We start from the raw sequence: 18,470 nt of genomic DNA, 5'->3' as shown, positions 1-18,470 counted from the left end.
GAGCTTCCCTCCTTAATTACCCGACCTACTAGATACCCTCAAAAAGCTCTATCTTGTCACCTTCTCTAAGCTTGACGATAGCTTTTTTTACATCAGAGGTTCTGCCAACTGAATTTCTTACTCGCTTGGGTTTTCCCTTAACTATTAAGGTATTAACTTTCTCAACCTTCACCTTAAATATCTGCTCCACGGCTTTTTTAATTTCACTTTTATTAGCTTTTATATCAACCAGAAAACTATATTTATTGTCTTCCAACAAAGCCATGGTTTTTTCTGTCACAATCGGTTTTCTCAAAATATCTCTGGCTTCCATTATGACAGCACCTCCTCTACTTTGGACACCGCATCCTTGGTTATAACCAAAGTAGTATGCTTTAAAAGGTCATATACGTTTACGCCTGCTGCTCCCACCGGCTTAATGCCTGGAATATTACGGGCTGACTTAATAACATTCATATCTTTATCAGCAATTACCAACAATGCTTTATCCACCTGCAGGTTTTTCAAAATGCCCACCATCTCTTTGGTTTTTGGCATTTCCATACTTAAGGCATCCAAAACTTTGATATTGCCAGCCAAAACCTTAGAGGATAAAGCTGACTTTAAAGCTAAGCGGCGAACTTTTTTAGGTAATTTATATTTATAAGTTCTGGGATGGGGTCCAAACACAATCCCACCGCCCCGCCATATGGGTGAACGTATTGTACCGTGCCTGGCACGTCCTGTTCCCTTCTGGCGCCAAGGTTTTTTACCACCGCCACGTACTTCGCCTCTGGTCTTTGTATCATGGGTTCCCTGACGTCGGCCTGCCAATTGCATGACCACTGCATCATGCAGTACAGATTCATTAACTTCTATGCCAAATACTTCATCCTTTAAAGCTACTTCGCCGACCTGCTCACCCTTTATATTAAACAGTGCTACTGTAGGCATTATCGCTCCTCCTTTCCACAGCGCTTTGTTACCTGGCCTTCTTGCTGGTTAGTATCATAACCAAGCCGTTCTTATTGCCAGGTATGGCTCCTTTAACTGCCAGGATATTTCTTTCCGCATCCACCTTAACTATCTCTAAATTCTGCACAGTCACCCTTTCAACACCCATATGTCCAGGTAATTTTCTACCCTTAAATACTCGTGCCGGGCCTTTAGCACCCAGTGAACCGGGCCTGCGGTGATACTTGGAGCCATGAGCCATGGGGCCGCGATGGAAATTGTGGCGTTTGATCCCGCCGGCAAAACCTTTACCCTTAGAAATTCCGACTACATCCACCTTGTCGCCTTTGGAGAACAAATCAGCTTTGATCTCCTGACCGACTTCATAGGAATCAATATCTTCCACGCGCAATTCCTTTAAATATCTCATAGGCGTAACACCATATTTTTTAAAGTGACCTTTTAAAGGCTTATTAAAAAGTCGTTCGCGCTTTTCACCAAATCCCAGTTGAACCGCAGCATAGCCATCCTGCTCGGGAGTTTTCTTTTGAACTACCACACAAGGACCGGCTTCGATTACAGTTACGGGAAGCGCACGGCCATCCTCGGTAAATATCTGGGTCATACCGACTTTCTTACCTAATATTCCTTTCGGCATCTAATAAACACCTCCTGCGCCTTCTCGAATGTCATGCTAAACAAAAAACCTTTTATAATTTAATCTCAATGTCCACACCGGCAGGTAAATCCAGGCGCATCAAGGAATCTACTGTTTTAGGGGTGGGTTCCAAAATATCAATTAATCTCTTATGCGTTCTCATCTCAAACTGCTCACGGGAATCTTTGTTTACATGAGGTGAGCGCAGAATAGTATATATATTTTTTTCTGTCGGCAGGGGAATAGGCCCTGCTACTTGTGCGCCGGTTCTCTTAGCTGTTTCAACAATCTTCTTGGCAGATTGATCCAGCATAAAGTGGTCGTACGCCTTCAACCTGATCCGGATTTTTTGATTCTTCATTTTAACCCTCCTTTTCCGCCTGGTATAAGCGAAACCAAACGGGCAATCAAGAAGGGAGGAGAAGGCCGTTTACCTTGCTTGCCCCCCGGTATTGCCCTGTCCTGCCATCATTACGCATTGATACCGGTAACAACACCGGCGCCTACGGTTCTGCCGCCTTCACGAATAGCAAAGCGCAAGCCTTCTTCAATAGCAATCGGCGTAATCAAATCAATATCCACCTTGATATTGTCTCCCGGCATTACCATCTCTACGCCTTCCGGAAGTTTCACAATACCGGTCACATCAGTGGTACGGAAATAAAACTGAGGTCTGTAGCCGTTGAAAAACGGAGTATGGCGGCCACCCTCTTCTTTACTAAGCACATACACTTCCGCGTTAAACTTGGTGTGGGGCTTGATGCTGCCCGGCTTAGCCAGTACTTGACCGCGTTCGATTTCTTTTCTGTCCACACCGCGCAATAAACAACCTACGTTGTCACCCGCTTCTGCGTAGTCGAGCAATTTGCGGAACATTTCTACGCCGGTTACTACTGTCTTTCTCGGCTCATCCTGCAAACCAACGATTTCTATGGCATCACCGATTTTCACCTGGCCGCGCTCCACTCTTCCCGTGGCCACTGTACCGCGTCCGGTAATGGTGAATACGTCTTCTACCGGCATTAAGAAAGGCTTATCTTTATCGCGCATCGGGGTGGGAATGTATTCATCTACCGCATCCATCAGTTCCCATACTTTGCCGCACCATTCGCATTCTCTTTTGCCACAGGCACATTCTAATGCTTTTAAGCCGGAACCTGCGATGATCGGTGTATCATCTCCGGGAAATTCATACATGGAAAGAAGCTCTCTTACTTCCATATCTACCAGTTCCAACAGTTCAGGATCATCTACCATGTCAGCCTTGTTCAGGAATACTACGATATAGGGCACACCTACCTGTCTGGATAAGAGGATGTGTTCTCTGGTCTGCGGCATCGGGCCGTCCGCCGCTGACACTACCAGGATTGCTCCGTCCATTTGCGCTGCTCCGGTAATCATGTTCTTTACATAGTCGGCGTGTCCCGGGCAATCTACGTGCGCATAGTGGCGCTGGCTGGTTTCATATTCTACGTGCGCTGTGTTGATGGTGATGCCGCGTTCTCTTTCTTCGGGAGCATTATCGATTTCGTCATATTTCTTAACTGTAGCCTGGCCTACTGTAGCTAAACATACGGTTATTGCCGCTGTCAATGTGGTCTTGCCGTGGTCTACGTGACCGATTGTGCCAATGTTAACGTGCGGTTTAGTCCGCTCAAATTTTGCTTTTGCCATTGGTTCTTCCTCCTTCAATTATCAACTTGAAACAAACAAAACTGTAATGTACATAAGACTGGCATATTTACTGGCTTTAGCCAATAATTATATACGAGAAAGCCGCTTAAGCGACTTTTGAGACAGCCATAGGCACTCGTGCTCAAAAAAAATCATGCGGACACAAATTTTCTATTAGCTAATCCGAATTATCACCGGGAATAATCTTACAGCTATTCATATATATCTATGCATAAGCATAATTTCCTAGAGTATAAAGTTAACCCCGCCGCTTAGCGATTATGCCTTCAGCTATATTCTGCGGCACTGTTTCATAATGGCTAAACTGCATTGTATATGTTCCTCTGCCTTGTGTTCTGGAGCGCAACTCAGTTGCATAACCAAACATCTCAGCCAAGGGAACATAACCATGTATTACTTGCATATTAGACCTTGGCTCCATTTCTTCAATACGGCCTCTGCGAGAACTGATGTCGCCTATAACGTCACCCATATACTCTTCCATTACTACTACTTCGATCTTCATAATCGGTTCCATTAGCACTGGCGCGGCTTTTTGCGCACCATTCTTAAGAGCCATTGAACCGGCAATCTTAAACGCTATTTCGGATGAATCAACATCATGGAAGGAACCGTCATAAACAGTGGCACGTATATCGACCATCGGATAGCCGGCTAGCTGCCCGGTAGTCATAGCTTCACGGATTCCCGAATCTATAGCAGGTATATATTCTTTAGGTATAACTCCACCAATAATCTTATTTACAAATTCATAGCCGTCACCGTGCGGCATAGGTTCAAGGGTAATCATACAATGCCCGTATTGGCCTCGCCCGCCTGACTGGCGCACAAACCTGCCTTCAGCTTTAACAGTTTTAGTTATAGTCTCTTTAAAAGCTACTTGCGGCCGTCCTACATTGGCAGCTACCTTAAATTCTCTTAGAAGCCGATCCACTATGACTTCCAGGTGCAGTTCACCCATACCCGAGATAATTGTCTGCCCCGTTTCGTCATTTGTGGAAATACGGAAAGTAGGATCTTCCTCGGCCAGCTTCTGTAAAGCCAATCCCATTTTTTCCTGATCCGCTTTAGTTTTTGGTTCAATAGAGACATCAATAACAGGTTCAGGAAATTCCATAGACTCTAATATTATCGGGTGCTCCTCATCACAAAGCGTATCTCCGGTAGTGGTTGATTTAAGCCCTACGGCCGCTACTATATCACCTGCAAAAACTTCGCTTATTTCCTCACGGTGATTAGCATGCATGCGCAGTATTCGTCCAATACGCTCACGACGATTTTTGGTTGAATTATATACATATGAACCGGAGGACAGGTGTCCGGAATACACCCGAAAGAAAGTCAGCTTACCAACATAAGGATCTGCCATGATTTTAAAGGCTAACGCCGAAAACGGTTCTTCGTCGCCGGCCGTACGATTGTCTTCCTCACCTGACTCCGGGTCTACCCCGTATACGGCGGGAATATCGGTAGGGGCCGGAAGAAAATCCACAATAGCGTCCAGCAGGGGCTGCACTCCCTTATTTTTAAATGAGGAACCGCATAATACCGGGATTATCTTTACAGCCAAAGCCGCTTTGCGAATCCCTAACTTGATCTCCTCAGGTGTTAACGATTGCCCTTCTAAATACTTCATCATCAATTCTTCATCTGATTCGGCCACAGCTTCCAAAAGCTTTTCCCGGTAAAGATCCGCAATCTCCATCATTTCAGGGGGAATTTCACTTTCTTCACTGTGCGTACCCAGATCGTCGAGATATATAATAGCCTTGTTGCGAATCAGGTCTACAATTCCACGAAAATTCTCTTCTACACCGATAGGAAGCTGAACTGCTACAGGGTTGGCTGATAATCTGTCCTTAATCATTGTCAGTCCACGAAAAAAATCAGCCCCGATACGATCCATTTTGTTTATATAGGCAATCCGGGGTACCCTGTATTTATCTGCCTGTCGCCAAACAGTCTCTGACTGCGGTTCAACGCCTCCTACCGAACAAAATACTGCTACAGCACCGTCCAGTACCCGTAGGGAACGCTCAACCTCCATTGTGAAGTCCACGTGACCTGGCGTATCGATAATATTGATGCAGTGATCCCTCCACTCACAAGTAGTAGCAGCAGAGGTTATTGTAATCCCCCGCTCTTGTTCCTGCACCATCCAATCCATAGTCGCCGCTCCATCGTGCACTTCGCCGAGTTTGTGCACCCTACCCGTATAAAAAAGTATGCGCTCAGTGGTGGTTGTCTTACCGGCATCAATATGGGCCATAATACCTATGTTGCGTGTATTTTCCAAAGCATACTTGCGAGCCATAAAGATCCTCCCTTACCACCTGTAATGCGCGAATGCCTTGTTGGCCTCTGCCATCTTATGTGTATCTTCTTTCTTCTTAAAAGTTGCACCGGTTGACGCAGCTGCATCCAGAATTTCACTGGCGAGTCTTTCTCTCATAGTCCGACCGGAACGATCGCGGGAATATTTGGTCAACCAACGAATTGCCAGTGTCTGCCTGCGATCATGACGCACCTCTATCGGAACCTGGTAGTTGGCTCCACCTACACGGCGCGCCTTAACCTCCAACACCGGCATAACATTCTTCAGTGCCTGGTCAAAAACTTCCAAAGGATCTTTTCCGGTCTTCTCTTTTATAATATCAAAGGCATCATAAACAATAGACTCAGCTACACCTTTTTTTCCGCTTTGCATAATCTGGTTAATTAATTTCGTCACTATTTTATTATTATAAACCGGATCCTGCATAACATCCCTTTTTGTCTGTCGACTCCTTCTTGGCATTTATATCCCCCCTTTGCTTTTTAAATACCCTGGCGTATTATTGAATCCTATTTTTTCGGTCGCTTGGTACCATACTTGGAACGACTTCTGTTCCTATTTTGAACACCGGCTGTGTCCAAAGCTCCGCGCACAATATGATAACGGACACCTGGCAGGTCTTTTACCCTTCCTCCCCTGACAAGAACCACCGAGTGCTCCTGCAGGTTATGACCAATGCCGGGAATATAGGAAGTAACCTCAATGCCATTGGTCAACCTTACCCTGGCAACTTTACGCAATGCAGAGTTTGGTTTTTTAGGTGTTGTAGTGTACACTCTAGTACATACTCCCCGTTTTTGGGGACATTCCTTCAGTGCGGGGGCAGTTGACTTGGTTATAAGACTGCTTCTCCCTTTATGCACCAATTGGTTAATAGTCGGCACACCATCCACCTCCTTCCCCGCCATGTAATTTTATAATAACTAATAATTGACGGTTATTACCGCCAAAAATTCACTTTATAGCAGCTGCAACTGCGCAGGCAACCTCAATTCCACAAGCTTTACCCAAATCACGCATTGATTTTACCTTTACAACAGCGATACTTTTCTCCTGGCACAGCTTTTGGACAGGCGCTGTTACATTTGCTTCTGCATCTGTAGCTATATAGACACACTCAACGTTTCCGCGATGGCAAGCCTTTAAGGTCTGCTTCAGCCCGACAGTTTTCTTCTGTGCCAGTTTCAACCGCTCATAAGGCATAGCAAAAACCTCCCGATTTCAGACACTTATATATAATATCATCATCAGGAATCATTGTCAATATTTATCCTTTTCACCCACATTGGAATTATGCCCTTAACGGATCTGCAAAGAAGCTGCCTGGTTGCAAGGTCCTTTTAAATTTTAATTGAACCCTGCAACCGATTATATATGTCACTGATTTATGAATAAGCAATGATCTTATTCTTATCTAAAAAATAATTATCAATAGCCTATTGCCTCTCATCCATAACACCGGCATCATCCTGGTCATTGTTACCTGACAGCAGTTCGATGTTACGGTAACGAGACATACCTGTGCCGGCGGGCACCAATTTACCGATAATAACGTTTTCCTTCAAGCCTAACAGGGGATCCAGCTTGCCTTTTATAGCAGCCTCAGTCAGCACTCTGGTGGTTTCCTGGAATGAGGCGGCTGACAAGAAGGAGTCGGTAGCCAAGGAAGCCTTGGTGATACCTAAGAGCACGGCTCTGGCCGTGGCAGGTTCGCCACCTTCAGCTATCACAGCGCTATTCTCTTCCTCAAATTCAAAGATATCAATCAAACCTCCCGGCAGCAATGAGGTGTCACCCTGTTCCTCAACCTTTACTTTGCGCAGCATCTGCCTGATCATCACTTCTATGTGTTTATCATTAATGTCAACGCCCTGCAAACCGTATACTCGCTGAACTTCCTGCAGCAGGTACACTTGTACCCCCCGCGTCCCTTTAATTTTAAGCAAGTCATGTGGATTTACCGAGCCTTCGGTCAGGGCATCTCCCGCTTCTACCCTCTGACCATCCCTAACTTTAATGCGAGCTCCAAAAGGAACGGCATAAACTGTAGCCTCGCCGGAATCGACAGCCGTTACCTCAATCTCACGGCGTCCTTTTACTTCCCTAATTTCCACGTTACCGGTTATTTCAGTTACCACAGCCTGGCCTTTGGGCCGTCTGGCTTCAAATAATTCTTCTACCCTCGGCAAACCTTGAGTTATATCATCTCCTGCCACACCCCCGGTATGGAAGGTACGCATAGTAAGCTGTGTACCAGGTTCACCGATAGACTGAGCGGCAATAATACCTACCGCTTCTCCGATATCCACCTTTCTCCCGGTAGCCAGGTTGCGGCCATAGCAGTTAATGCAAACTCCGTACCTGCTTTTGCAGGTTAAGACCGAACGAATTTTAATGCTTTCAACCTTTTTCTGTATTTCTTCATTGCTCTCTCTTTCGTTGACATCTTTTATTCGCTCTGTATCTTCTCTGCTAACCTCATGGGGAGTTCCATCCTCATTTCGGCAGGCCACGAGTATTTCTCCGGTTCTTGGATCAATAATATCCTCTACAAGTACTCTGCCCTCAATACGATCCTCAATCTTCTCAATAATTTCCGTACCGTCCCTGACCTCACCCACTTCGATGCCTTCCGCGGTGCCGCAATCTACTTCTCTTACTATGACGTCCTGCGAAACATCAACTAAACGCCTGGTCAAGTATCCTGAATCAGCGGTCCTGAGAGCTGTATCGGCCAATCCTTTTCTGGCACCGTGCGTGGAAATGAAGTACTCCAAAACAGTAAGACCTTCACGGAAATTAGCCTTAATCGGTAAGTCAATAATCCTGCCCGAAGGATCAGCCATCAAGCCTCTCATACCGGCTAACTGTCGAATCTGCTGGATATTACCGCGGGCCCCGGAGGTGGCCATCATGTACACGGGATTAAACTTATCCAAGGAAGTCATCAGAGCTTTAGTCACCCGGTCAGTGGCGCTGTTCCAAATATTGATCACTTGCCGGTATCTCTCATCCTCAGTAATCAAACCACGCCTGTACTGCCTCTCAATATCGCGAACCTTCTGTTCGGATTCGAGCAATATTTCTTTCTTGGCCTCAGGTATAGTTACGTCAGCCACACCAACTGTCACACCGGCCCTGGTAGCAAACTCATACCCAAGTGTCTTGATGCCGTCCAGTAGATTAGCAGTAGCAGCGTAGCCCAGCTTGCGGTAACAATCATCTACTATTTTGCTGGAGACCTTTTTGTCAACTACTTTATTAATATAGCCCAATTCTTCTGGAATAACCGCATTAAAAATTAGCCTGCCAATAGTTGTGGAAAGAAGCTTGCCGTCGGAACGCCTCACTCTGATTCTGGCGTGTAGGCTGCAGGCCTTATTGTAATAAGCCATAATAGCTTCATCTTCATCCTTAAAGGCTTTACCTTCCCCAAAATCACCTTTTTTCTCTACCGTGAGATAGTAACAACCGAGCACCATGTCCTGCGTTGGGATTGCAACCGGTTTTCCATCCTTAGGATTTAAAATATTATTGGCAGAAAGCATTAACAATCTCGCCTCAGCCTGGGCTTCCGCGGAAAGAGGCACGTGCACAGCCATCTGGTCGCCGTCAAAATCAGCATTATAGGCAGTACACACCATCGGGTGAATCTGAATAGCTTTACCCTCTACTAAAATCGGTTCGAAAGCCTGAATTCCTAAACGGTGCAAAGTCGGGGCACGGTTTAACAGGACCGGGTGCTCCTTAATAACATCTTCCAGAACGTCCCAAACTTCTGAACGAACCCGCTCAACCATACGCTTGGCGCTTTTTATATTATGCGCGCAACCCTCGTTCACCAATCTTTTCATTACAAAAGGTTTAAATAATTCCAGCGCCATCTCTTTGGGCAAACCACACTGGTGCAACTGCAGGCGGGGACCAACTACAATAACCGAGCGACCCGAATAGTCTACCCTCTTACCCAGCAGGTTCTGTCTGAACCTGCCCTGCTTGCCTTTCAGCATGTCGCTTAAGGATTTCAAAGGACGGTTGCCCGGACCTGTTACCGGCCGGCCTCGCCGGCCATTATCAATTAAAGCATCCACTGCTTCCTGGAGCATTCTCTTTTCATTACGAACTATGATATCCGGTGCACCCAAATCCAGCAGTCTCTTTAAACGGTTGTTCCGGTTAATCACACGACGGTACAAATCATTTAAATCCGAGGTGGCAAACCTCCCCCCGTCTAATTGCACCATTGGCCTTAGTTCAGGCGGAATAACAGGAACCACATCCATAATCATCCATTCCGGCCGATTGCCGGATTTCTTAAAAGCTTCGACAACTTCCAGCCGACGAATTGCTCTTATCTTTCGCTGCCCTGTAACTTCCTTTAGTTCAGCACGGAGCTCCCTGCTCATCTCATTCAAATTTATTTCTTCCAAAAGAATCTTAATCGCTTCGGCACCCATGCCGGCATGAAACTCGTTGCCGAACTTTTCCTTATTATCACGATATTCCGTTTCAGTTAACAGCTGCTTTTTAATAAGAGTAGTATTACCCTGATCAGTTACGATATAGGAGACAAAGTACAATACTTTTTCCAGAGCGCGAGGAGACATATCCAACAGTAAACCCATTCGACTGGGTATACCTTTAAAGTACCAAATATGCGATACCGGCGCAGCCAGTTCAATATGTCCCAATCTTTCTCTACGCACCTTGGAACGAGTCACTTCCACACCGCAACGATCACAAACCACTCCTTTATAACGAACCCTTTTGTACTTGCCGCAATGACATTCCCAATCCCTGGTGGGTCCAAAAATACGTTCACAAAACAAGCCATCTCTTTCCGGTTTTAATGTCCGGTAATTGATAGTCTCAGGTTTCTTAACCTCACCGCTTGACCACTCGCGAATCTGTTCAGGGGATGCCAATCCAATCCGAATACGATCAAAATTATTAAGATCCAGCAAATGGACCTCTCTCCCTTCAAGGAAAGTGTCTGTGAAAATGCCTATAGAAATTGGTCGTCAAATCAGACCGTAATCACAAGTGCATATATTATTCATCATCCAGGTCATAATCTTCGTCCGGGTAATCTAAATCTTCGTCCCATTCATCAGTATTGGAGAGCCGCTTAGATTTTACGCCGACAATATCATCGGCAAAATCCTCATCTTCAGCATCAAGAAAATCCTCTTCATCTGCCGGCTCATCAATAATATCCTCGGATAATTTTCCACCTTGAGCCAGCTTAACCTCCTGGAGCAAAAAGTCTTCGTTAAACTCCTCATCATCTTCTTCCAACTCATCCTCCAGATCATCATCGACCCGCTCAATTGAGCAACCAGGCGGATCAATCCTTTCTTTTTGCGTAGACTTGGAACCTCCATCCTGCAAATCAATACCTAATTCCTTGGCTGTTTCCACAATATCTTCTTCGATCTCTTTAATTTCAATTTCCCTGTCGTCCTCGGAAAGCACCTTTACATCCAACCCCAAGCTCTGCAACTCTTTTATCAGCACCTTAAAAGATTCCGGCACACCAGGCTCAGGTACATTTTCACCTTTTACAATTGCCTCGTAGGTTTTAACTCGTCCTACAACATCATCTGACTTCACCGTTAAGATTTCCTGTAAGGTATAAGCTGAACCGTAAGCCTCCAACGCCCAAACTTCCATCTCACCAAATCTCTGACCGCCAAATTGAGCTTTACCGCCAAGAGGCTGCTGGGTAACCAGTGAATAAGGGCCGGTAGAACGGGCATGAATCTTATCATCCACCAGGTGGTGCAGTTTTAACATATATACGTAACCAACTGTAATCGGGTTATCAAAAGGTTCACCTGTTCTCCCGTCATGCAGCGTCGTTTTAGCTGTATCAGGCAAATCGGCCTTTCTCAAAAACTCTAAAATATCACTTTCTGTGGCACCGTTAAAAACTGGGGTAGATACATAACAACCAAGTTTCCGGGCTGCCCAACCGAGGTGTGTTTCCAGCACCTGCCCGATATTCATGCGGGAAGGCACGCCCAGTGGATTCAATACAATCTCTATGGGGGTACCGTCCGGCAAAAACGGCATATCCTCTTCCGGCATAATACGGGCTACAACCCCTTTGTTGCCATGCCGCCCAGCCATCTTATCTCCCACTGATATTTTCCTTTTCTGGGCTATATAAACCCGTACAAGGTGATTCACGCCGGGAGGCAATTCGTCCCCATTATCACGGGAAAACACCTTAACATCTACAATTTTACCTGCTTCACCGTGCGGTACACGCAAGGATGTATCCCGTACTTCTCTGGCTTTTTCGCCAAAAATAGCACGCAGGAGTCTTTCTTCCGCGGTTAACTCTGTTTCACCTTTGGGCGTTACTTTGCCAACCATAATATCGCCTGGACGCACTTCGGCTCCCACCCGTATAATCCCGCGGTCATCCAGATCTTTTAAAATTTCTTCTCCTACATTTGGAATATCGCGAGTTATCTCTTCCGGACCAAGCTTCGTATCACGGGCGTCACACTCATACTCTTCTATATGGATAGAGGTAAAAAAGTCCTCTTTAACGGCTTTTTCACTGATTAATATAGCATCTTCATAGTTATAACCATCCCAGGGCATAAAGGCCACCAAAATGTTGCGGCCCAACGCCAGCTCACCATTATCCGTAGCCGGACCGTCTGCTATTATGTCTCCCTCGTCAACTCTCTGGCCTTTAGTTACAATGGGTCTCTGGTTAATGCAAGTGCCCTGGTTGGAACGAGTGAATTTTAATAATTTATGATAATCAGATGTACCGTCATCTGACCTAATCATAATATCATTAGCCGTAACCTTTTCGACTATGCCGCTTTTCCTGGCCAAAGGCACAACACCCGAGTCACGGGCAGCTTTATATTCAACACCTGTGCCGACTACAGGCGCCTGGGCCTTAACAAGAGGAACCGCCTGGCGCTGCATGTTTGCTCCCATCAAAGCACGGTTGGCATCATCGTGCTCCAAAAACGGGATTAAAGCTGTGGCAATACTAAACACCTGCTTAGGAGAAACGTCCATAAAGTCGATCTTTTCACCCGGCACTTTTAGAATCTCATGGCCATGTCTGGCATTGACCGCCTGCTCTGTAAAAAAGCCTTCTTTATTCAGCGGCGCGTTAGCCTGAGCGATGATATTCCTATCTTCAACATCGGCAGTCAGGTACTCTATCTCATTGGTTACAATTCTTTTTTCCTTATCTACACGTCTGTATGGTGTTTCAATAAAACCAAACTGGTTTATCCTCGCATATGTGCTCAGAGAACCTATTAATCCAATGTTAGGACCTTCAGGAGTTTCAATAGGACACATACGCCCGTAGTGGGAGTGGTGTACGTCGCGCACCTCAAAACCGGCTCTCTCACGGCTTAATCCACCCGGTCCCAGAGCAGATAAACGGCGCTTATGTGTTAATTCGGCCAGCGGGTTAGTTTGATCCATAAATTGTGATAGCTGGCTGGAACCAAAAAACTCTTTTATGGATGCTACCACAGGCCGGATATTGATCAAAACTTGTGGTGTAATCACATCCACATCTTGAATGGTCATTCTTTCACGAACAACCCTTTCCATCCTGGATAAACCAATACGAAACTGGTTCTGCAACAGTTCACCAACAGATCTCAAGCGCCTGTTGCCCAAGTGATCGATATCATCAACCGTATACTCTATATTTCTACCCAGAGGGTCTTTTTCTTCTGTAATACCCTGTACTAAACGCAGCAGGTATTTTATCGTATCCAGAATATCCTTTGGCGTCAGTTCACGGATAAATTCTCTTTCAACCGGCAATTCCTGTTTGAGAATCTCATCATATTCTATCTTGCCGCTTTGTTCTTCCGGGTAACGATACAGTACTCCGTGCTGCAATTTTTTATGTAATTTATAACGCCCTACATTGGCTAAATCATAGCGCTTCGGATCAAAAAATAAGGTTTCCAGTAAGGTGCGAGCACTTTCCACAGTAGGGGGTTCACCCGGCCGCAGTCTTTTATAAATTTCTACCAAAGCATCCTCTTCGGAACCGGTGTTGTCCCTGCTCAAGGTTTCCTGGATATTCTTATCCTCACCGAACTCTTCCATTACCATGGCATCAGAACTGTAGCCAAGGGCGCGGATCAAAACTGTTGCCGGGATTTTCCTGGTGCGATCAATGCGCACAAAAACATGATCATTGACATCTGTTTCAAACTCCAACCAGGCACCCCTGTTAGGAATTATTGTAGCGGAGAATAGTTTCTTTCCGCTGGGATCTATTTGTTCAGCGAAATACACACCGGGCGACCTTACCAACTGGCTGACAATTACCCGCTCGGCACCATTAATAATAAAGGTTCCCTTTTCTGTCATCAAAGGGAAATCACCCATGAAGACTTCCTGCTCTTTTACTTCACCGGTTTCTTTATTTATTAACCGCACTTTAACTCTCAGCGGTGCAGCATAGGTTACATCACGCTCTTTACATTCTTCCACAAAATACTTGGGTTCACCCAAAGTATAATCCAAAAATTCCAGTACTAAATTTCCTGTAAAATCCTGAATAGGAGAAATGTCATGAAATACTTCCCGCAAGCCGTTTTTAAGAAACCACTTATAAGAATTTCTCTGCACCTCAATAAGGTTGGGTAAATCAAGTACCTCTTTAAATTTACCGAAATTCAGCCGCTCTCTAGTACCCAGCTTTTCAGCATAGACCATCCAGTGCATCACGCCCCCCATAAAATTAAAAACAGCCAGTTAACCAAAGTCATCGACAACGAAAAGCAAGGTCAGTTAATTACCATACCTCGCTTTAAAACCGGTATTAATATTTAGCCATATATCTTAGTATTTGCATCAATTCTTCCTCTCATACACATACTAACCAATCCATGGCAGGAAAACCCTAAATGGCATTTTATAATAATAGCACAGGTGGTATTGGTTGTCAAGAACTATATTAATTTTTTTATATTGCCGACGAGCACAAGCGCATATAGCTGCCTCGAAAACCGGTTGAAGCAATTTTCTTGTAAGTATTTATTTATGCAAAAAGCTGCGGGATTAGCCCACAGCTTTATTTTTGTTAATACAGATTCTCAACACCTCTAAGATTATTTACTTGATTTCCACGGACGCGCCTGCTTCAACTAACTTTGCCTTCATTGATTCGGCTTCTTCCTTGCTTACTTTTTCTTTAATCGGCTTGGGAGCGTTGTCAACTACTTCCTTGGCCTCTTTCAGGCCGAGTCCGGTTATTTCACGCACAACCTTAATTACGTTGATTTTCTTATCGCCTACAGATGTTAAAATAACATCAAATTCGGTCTGCTCTTCTACTTCAGCTGCAGCGGCTCCGGCAGCAGGTGCAGCTGCCATAACGCCAACCGGAGCAGCAGCGGTCACACCAAACTCTTCCTCAAAAGCTTTAACCAGTTCAGATAACTCAAGCACGGTAAGCCCTTTAACGGCTTCCAGAATTTCATTGATTTTAGACATAAATGAAACCTCCTATAATTTTAAACTATTTTTTTAACATGCTAAGAATAACTAACAGCTTTCCTGTTAAAAACTATGCTTCGCCTGCTTTTTGCTTGCGAACAGCCTCAAGCACATAGACAAAATTGCGTATATTTCCTTGCAGTACATTTGCAAAACCATATAGCGGAGCCTGCATACCGCCAAGAACTTTGCCCAGAAGAACCTCACGTGAAGGCAAACTGGCCAATCCTTTTACACCATCGGCTGTAATTACGCGGCCTTCCAACACACCGCCCTTAATTTCCAGATCCTTGTTTGTACGGGCAAACTCACTCAAAATTTTTGCAGGTGCCACCGGATCATCATACCCAAAAGCTATAGCGGTAGGTCCCTCCAGGTAAGGATCGAGTCCTTCAATGCCTATCTTGTCTACCGCGATTTTGATCAGAGTATTTTTGGCCACTTTCAAATCCGAATTGCTTTCTCTCAGTTTGTTTCTCAGTTCTGTTACGGCAGAAACGGTTAACCCCCTGTAGTCAGCCAGTATAGCAGACTTACATGAGCGCATTTTATCATAAACCACTTCTACAAATATCTCTTTTTCCTTTTTTGTCGGCAAAAACTACACCTCCTTTCAAAAGATTCACCACAAAAATATTAAAGACCCCTGCAGAAAACAGAGGCCCACTCATGTGCATGAGAAACAGACCCTTACCTCGGCCGGCGGTTTTCACCCTTAAGTCTTTTGACACCGACTTTCTACAGAAAGGAAAATTATATTAAGTTTAAGATTGGTCTTTAACCAGTTATCTTCTGGGTATTTATGCTAACACCGGGACCCATGGTCGATGTAACAGTAACTCCCTTGATATACTGTCCTTTTGCAGCCGCAGGTTTTACCCTTATTAAGGTATCAACCAGAGTACGCAGATTCTCAACAATTTTAGCGGTATCAAAAGAAACCTTACCTATAGGGGCATGTACAATACCTGCTTTATCAACACGGTAGGTAATCTTACCGGCTTTAACTTCTTTAACTGCATTGGCTACATCAAAAGTAACGGTACCTGTCTTGGGATTCGGCATCAAGCCGCGGGGACCTAAAATTCTCCCCAGCTTGCCAACCAGACCCATCATATCAGGAGTAGCGATAGCCACATCAAAACCTAACCAGCCTTCTTTCTGAATCTTTTCAACCATGTCTTCGGCACCTACAAAATCAGCTCCGGCCTCTTCAGCCTCTTTTACCTTATCTGCCTTGGCAAATACCAGTACTGTACGGGTTTTTCCTGTACCGTTGGGCAATACAACAGCACCACGCACTTGCTGATCAGCATGTCTGGGATCAACACCCAGTCTAATGGCTACTTCTACTGTCTCATCAAACTTTGCCGGCGCAACTTTTTTTACCAGATCCAGTGCTTCAGTCATTTCATAAAGGCGGTGCCGCTCTACCTGTTTGGTGGCATCCTGATACTTTTTCCCATGTTTTGGCATAATAATATTCCTCCCTTGTGGTAAATCGGAAACCATTTCCTCCCACATTTATGCATGGCCCTTATAAGCTGTTAAACTTAATATCAACCTTCAACAACAATTCCCATGCTGCGAGCGGTACCTTCCACCATACTCATAGCAGCTTCCAGTGATGCGGCGTTTAAGTCGGGCATCTTGAGCTGCGCTATCTCTTTAACCTGGTCTTTGCTAACCTTACCAACCTTGGTGCGATTGGGCTGACCGGAAGCAGTTTCTATTCCGGCTGCTTTTTTCAGCAAGACAGCAGCAGGCGGTGTTTTAGTTACAAAAGAAAATGTCCTGTCTTCATAAATAGTGATTTCAACCGGAATTACCAGACCAGCATTCTTAGCTGTACGCTCGTTGTATTCTTTAACAAAGCCCATAATATTTACGCCATGCTGACCGAGCGCCGGGCCGACAGGAGGAGCAGGGGTGGCTTTTCCGGCGTTAATTTGTAGTTTGACTATTGCTTTTACCCTTTTAGCCATAATTTACACCTCCTCACCAACATAATATTGCTTGAACAGTTAAATCAATTTTATATCTCAATCCAACCTGGCAATCTGAGTAAAATCCAGTTCTACCGGCGTCTCCCGGCCAAACATGGAAATCATAACCCTTACCTTTTCTTTGTCTAAGAGCAATTCTTCAATATGCCCCTCAAACCCTTCAAACGGCCCGGAAATAACCCTGATAATTTCGCCCGTATTGTAGTCATATCTGGCCCTTGGTTCCTCCAAACCCATCTGTTTAATGATCTGAGCAGCTTCGGCATCATTCAAAGGTATCGGCTTCGAACCTGATCCGACAAAACCAGTAACCCCGGGCGTATTTCGTACCACATACCAGGAATCATCGGTCATTATCATTTCTACAAGCACATAACCGGGAAATACTTTTTTCTTAGAAATCTTTTTTTTGCCGTTCTTAATTTCCACTTCATCTTCCATGGGGACCAAAATACGAAAAATCTTGTCCTCCATATTCATGGATTCTATCCGTTTTTCCAGGTTTGCTTTGACTTTATTCTCGTAACCCGAATAGGTATGCACTACATACCATTGTTTATCCATAACTATAAGGGACCTAATTTGCCCTAGGCCCCTCACCTCCTTAACTTACTTATACTACGCAGGCAAAATAAGCTTTAAGAGCTGACTTAAAGCGGAATCAAAAACCCATATAAGAACAGCAACAAAAACAACAGATACAAGAACTACCAAGGTGTAAATAGCAATTTCCCGCCGATTGGGCCAGTGCACCTTTTTCAGCTCATTATAAACACCTTTGAAAAACTTCTGTAAACTCTCAATACGGTTGCCCTTAACACCATCTCTCTTAACCGGCAACCTCTTTTTGATAGCATCCCGGGACAGAAAATTCATATTTTTTAAGCTGATTTTTTTAGGTTCCTCCTGAGGCGCCGCTTTAGCTAAAGTATCAACCTTTAACTTCTTGACCGCACCCTTCTTCTTTGTATCATTTTTTGATAAGGCCATTAAGTACGCCACATCCTTGTTTTATAATCCAATAACCCCGACCCGGCAGCAAAAAATCATGTTTTATACAATCTGCCCGTCAAAACTCCTTATAATATAAACGGTGGCGCTTAGAGATTACTGCATTACCGTGTTTCTTTGTGTACTGTATGAGTTCGACAGAATCGACAATACTTCTTCATCTCGATCCGGCTGGGGTCATTCTTCTTATTTTTTATGGTGGTGTAATTCCTGCGTTTGCAATCGGTACAAGCCAGTGTAACCCCTACTCTCATCGATACCACCTCCTAAAAACCAAAAAATCGGGCGACAAATTCACAAACAGCCTTAATAAATTTATCAT

The 18,470-nt window shown here is 44.8% G+C and carries 18 protein-coding genes and 1 other annotated feature; all 18 genes read right to left on the bottom strand.

Features of this window, described 5'->3' with window-relative positions; translation table 11 throughout:
• Nucleotides 1–28: 28 nt before the first annotated feature.
• Complete coding sequence (gene rplW / locus DTOX_RS01480) at nt 29–316, bottom strand: 50S ribosomal protein L23 (protein WP_087943722.1); 288 nt, start codon at nt 314–316, stop codon at nt 29–31.
• Nucleotides 313–933: a 50S ribosomal protein L4 gene (gene rplD / locus DTOX_RS01475; protein ID WP_015755961.1), complete on the bottom strand. Its 621-nt coding sequence runs from the start codon at nt 931–933 to the stop codon at nt 313–315. The genes rplW and rplD overlap by 4 nt, the downstream gene beginning before the upstream one ends.
• A gap of 28 nt (nt 934–961) precedes the next feature.
• Complete coding sequence (rplC, locus tag DTOX_RS01470) at nt 962–1,591, bottom strand: 50S ribosomal protein L3 (protein WP_015755960.1); 630 nt, start codon at nt 1,589–1,591, stop codon at nt 962–964.
• Nucleotides 1,592–1,643: 52 nt separating this feature from the next.
• On the bottom strand, nt 1,644–1,952 hold the full coding sequence (rpsJ, locus tag DTOX_RS01465; protein ID WP_015755959.1) for a 30S ribosomal protein S10: 309 nt from the start codon (nt 1,950–1,952) through the stop codon (nt 1,644–1,646).
• Nucleotides 1,953–2,062: 110 nt separating this feature from the next.
• A complete protein-coding gene (gene tuf, locus DTOX_RS01460) occupies nt 2,063–3,265 on the bottom strand; it encodes an elongation factor Tu (protein WP_015755958.1) in 1,203 nt (400 codons plus the stop codon).
• Between the two features lie 259 nt (nt 3,266–3,524).
• A complete protein-coding gene (gene fusA, locus DTOX_RS01455) occupies nt 3,525–5,600 on the bottom strand; it encodes an elongation factor G (RefSeq protein ID WP_015755957.1) in 2,076 nt (691 codons plus the stop codon).
• A gap of 12 nt (nt 5,601–5,612) precedes the next feature.
• Nucleotides 5,613–6,083, bottom strand: coding sequence for a 30S ribosomal protein S7 (rpsG, locus tag DTOX_RS01450; RefSeq protein WP_015755956.1), 471 nt, complete (start codon nt 6,081–6,083; stop codon nt 5,613–5,615).
• Between the two features lie 47 nt (nt 6,084–6,130).
• Nucleotides 6,131–6,505 (bottom strand): 30S ribosomal protein S12, encoded by a 375-nt coding sequence (gene rpsL, locus DTOX_RS01445; protein WP_015755955.1) that lies wholly within the window; start codon nt 6,503–6,505, stop codon nt 6,131–6,133.
• Nucleotides 6,506–6,575: 70 nt separating this feature from the next.
• The gene (locus DTOX_RS01440; RefSeq protein ID WP_015755954.1) at nt 6,576–6,824 is read right to left on the bottom strand and encodes a ribosomal L7Ae/L30e/S12e/Gadd45 family protein; all 249 of its coding nucleotides are present in this window, start codon (nt 6,822–6,824) and stop codon (nt 6,576–6,578) included.
• Nucleotides 6,825–7,057: 233 nt separating this feature from the next.
• Nucleotides 7,058–10,585 carry a DNA-directed RNA polymerase subunit beta' gene (gene rpoC, locus DTOX_RS01435; RefSeq protein ID WP_015755953.1) on the bottom strand — a complete coding sequence of 1,176 codons (3,528 nt, stop codon included), beginning with the start codon at nt 10,583–10,585 and terminating at the stop codon, nt 7,058–7,060.
• Nucleotides 10,586–10,673: 88 nt separating this feature from the next.
• Nucleotides 10,674–14,348 (bottom strand): DNA-directed RNA polymerase subunit beta, encoded by a 3,675-nt coding sequence (gene rpoB, locus DTOX_RS01430; protein WP_169306033.1) that lies wholly within the window; start codon nt 14,346–14,348, stop codon nt 10,674–10,676.
• 399 nt (nt 14,349–14,747) lie between these two features.
• Nucleotides 14,748–15,128: a 50S ribosomal protein L7/L12 gene (gene rplL, locus DTOX_RS01425; RefSeq protein ID WP_015755951.1), complete on the bottom strand. Its 381-nt coding sequence runs from the start codon at nt 15,126–15,128 to the stop codon at nt 14,748–14,750.
• A gap of 73 nt (nt 15,129–15,201) precedes the next feature.
• On the bottom strand, nt 15,202–15,729 hold the full coding sequence (rplJ, locus tag DTOX_RS01420; RefSeq protein WP_015755950.1) for a 50S ribosomal protein L10: 528 nt from the start codon (nt 15,727–15,729) through the stop codon (nt 15,202–15,204).
• A 28-nt stretch (nt 15,730–15,757) separates the two neighbouring features.
• Nucleotides 15,758–15,893 (bottom strand) — a sequence feature (ribosomal protein L10 leader region).
• A 15-nt stretch (nt 15,894–15,908) separates the two neighbouring features.
• Complete coding sequence (gene rplA / locus DTOX_RS01415) at nt 15,909–16,607, bottom strand: 50S ribosomal protein L1 (protein WP_015755949.1); 699 nt, start codon at nt 16,605–16,607, stop codon at nt 15,909–15,911.
• An 83-nt stretch (nt 16,608–16,690) separates the two neighbouring features.
• Nucleotides 16,691–17,116, bottom strand: a complete 426-nt coding sequence (gene rplK / locus DTOX_RS01410) for a 50S ribosomal protein L11 (RefSeq protein WP_015755948.1) — start codon at nt 17,114–17,116, stop codon at nt 16,691–16,693.
• 57 nt (nt 17,117–17,173) lie between these two features.
• On the bottom strand, nt 17,174–17,701 hold the full coding sequence (gene nusG, locus DTOX_RS01405; protein WP_015755947.1) for a transcription termination/antitermination protein NusG: 528 nt from the start codon (nt 17,699–17,701) through the stop codon (nt 17,174–17,176).
• Between the two features lie 54 nt (nt 17,702–17,755).
• A complete protein-coding gene (secE, locus tag DTOX_RS01400; protein ID WP_015755946.1) occupies nt 17,756–18,127 on the bottom strand; it encodes a preprotein translocase subunit SecE in 372 nt (123 codons plus the stop codon).
• A 125-nt stretch (nt 18,128–18,252) separates the two neighbouring features.
• Nucleotides 18,253–18,402 (bottom strand): 50S ribosomal protein L33, encoded by a 150-nt coding sequence (gene rpmG, locus DTOX_RS21890; RefSeq protein WP_015755945.1) that lies wholly within the window; start codon nt 18,400–18,402, stop codon nt 18,253–18,255.
• Between the last annotated feature and the right edge of the window lie 68 nt (nt 18,403–18,470).

The sequence above is a fragment of the Desulfofarcimen acetoxidans DSM 771 genome (genome assembly GCF_000024205.1).
Classification (GTDB): domain Bacteria; phylum Bacillota; class Desulfotomaculia; order Desulfotomaculales; family Desulfofarciminaceae; genus Desulfofarcimen; species Desulfofarcimen acetoxidans.
This window is presented reverse-complemented; position numbering and strand designations above follow the sequence as displayed.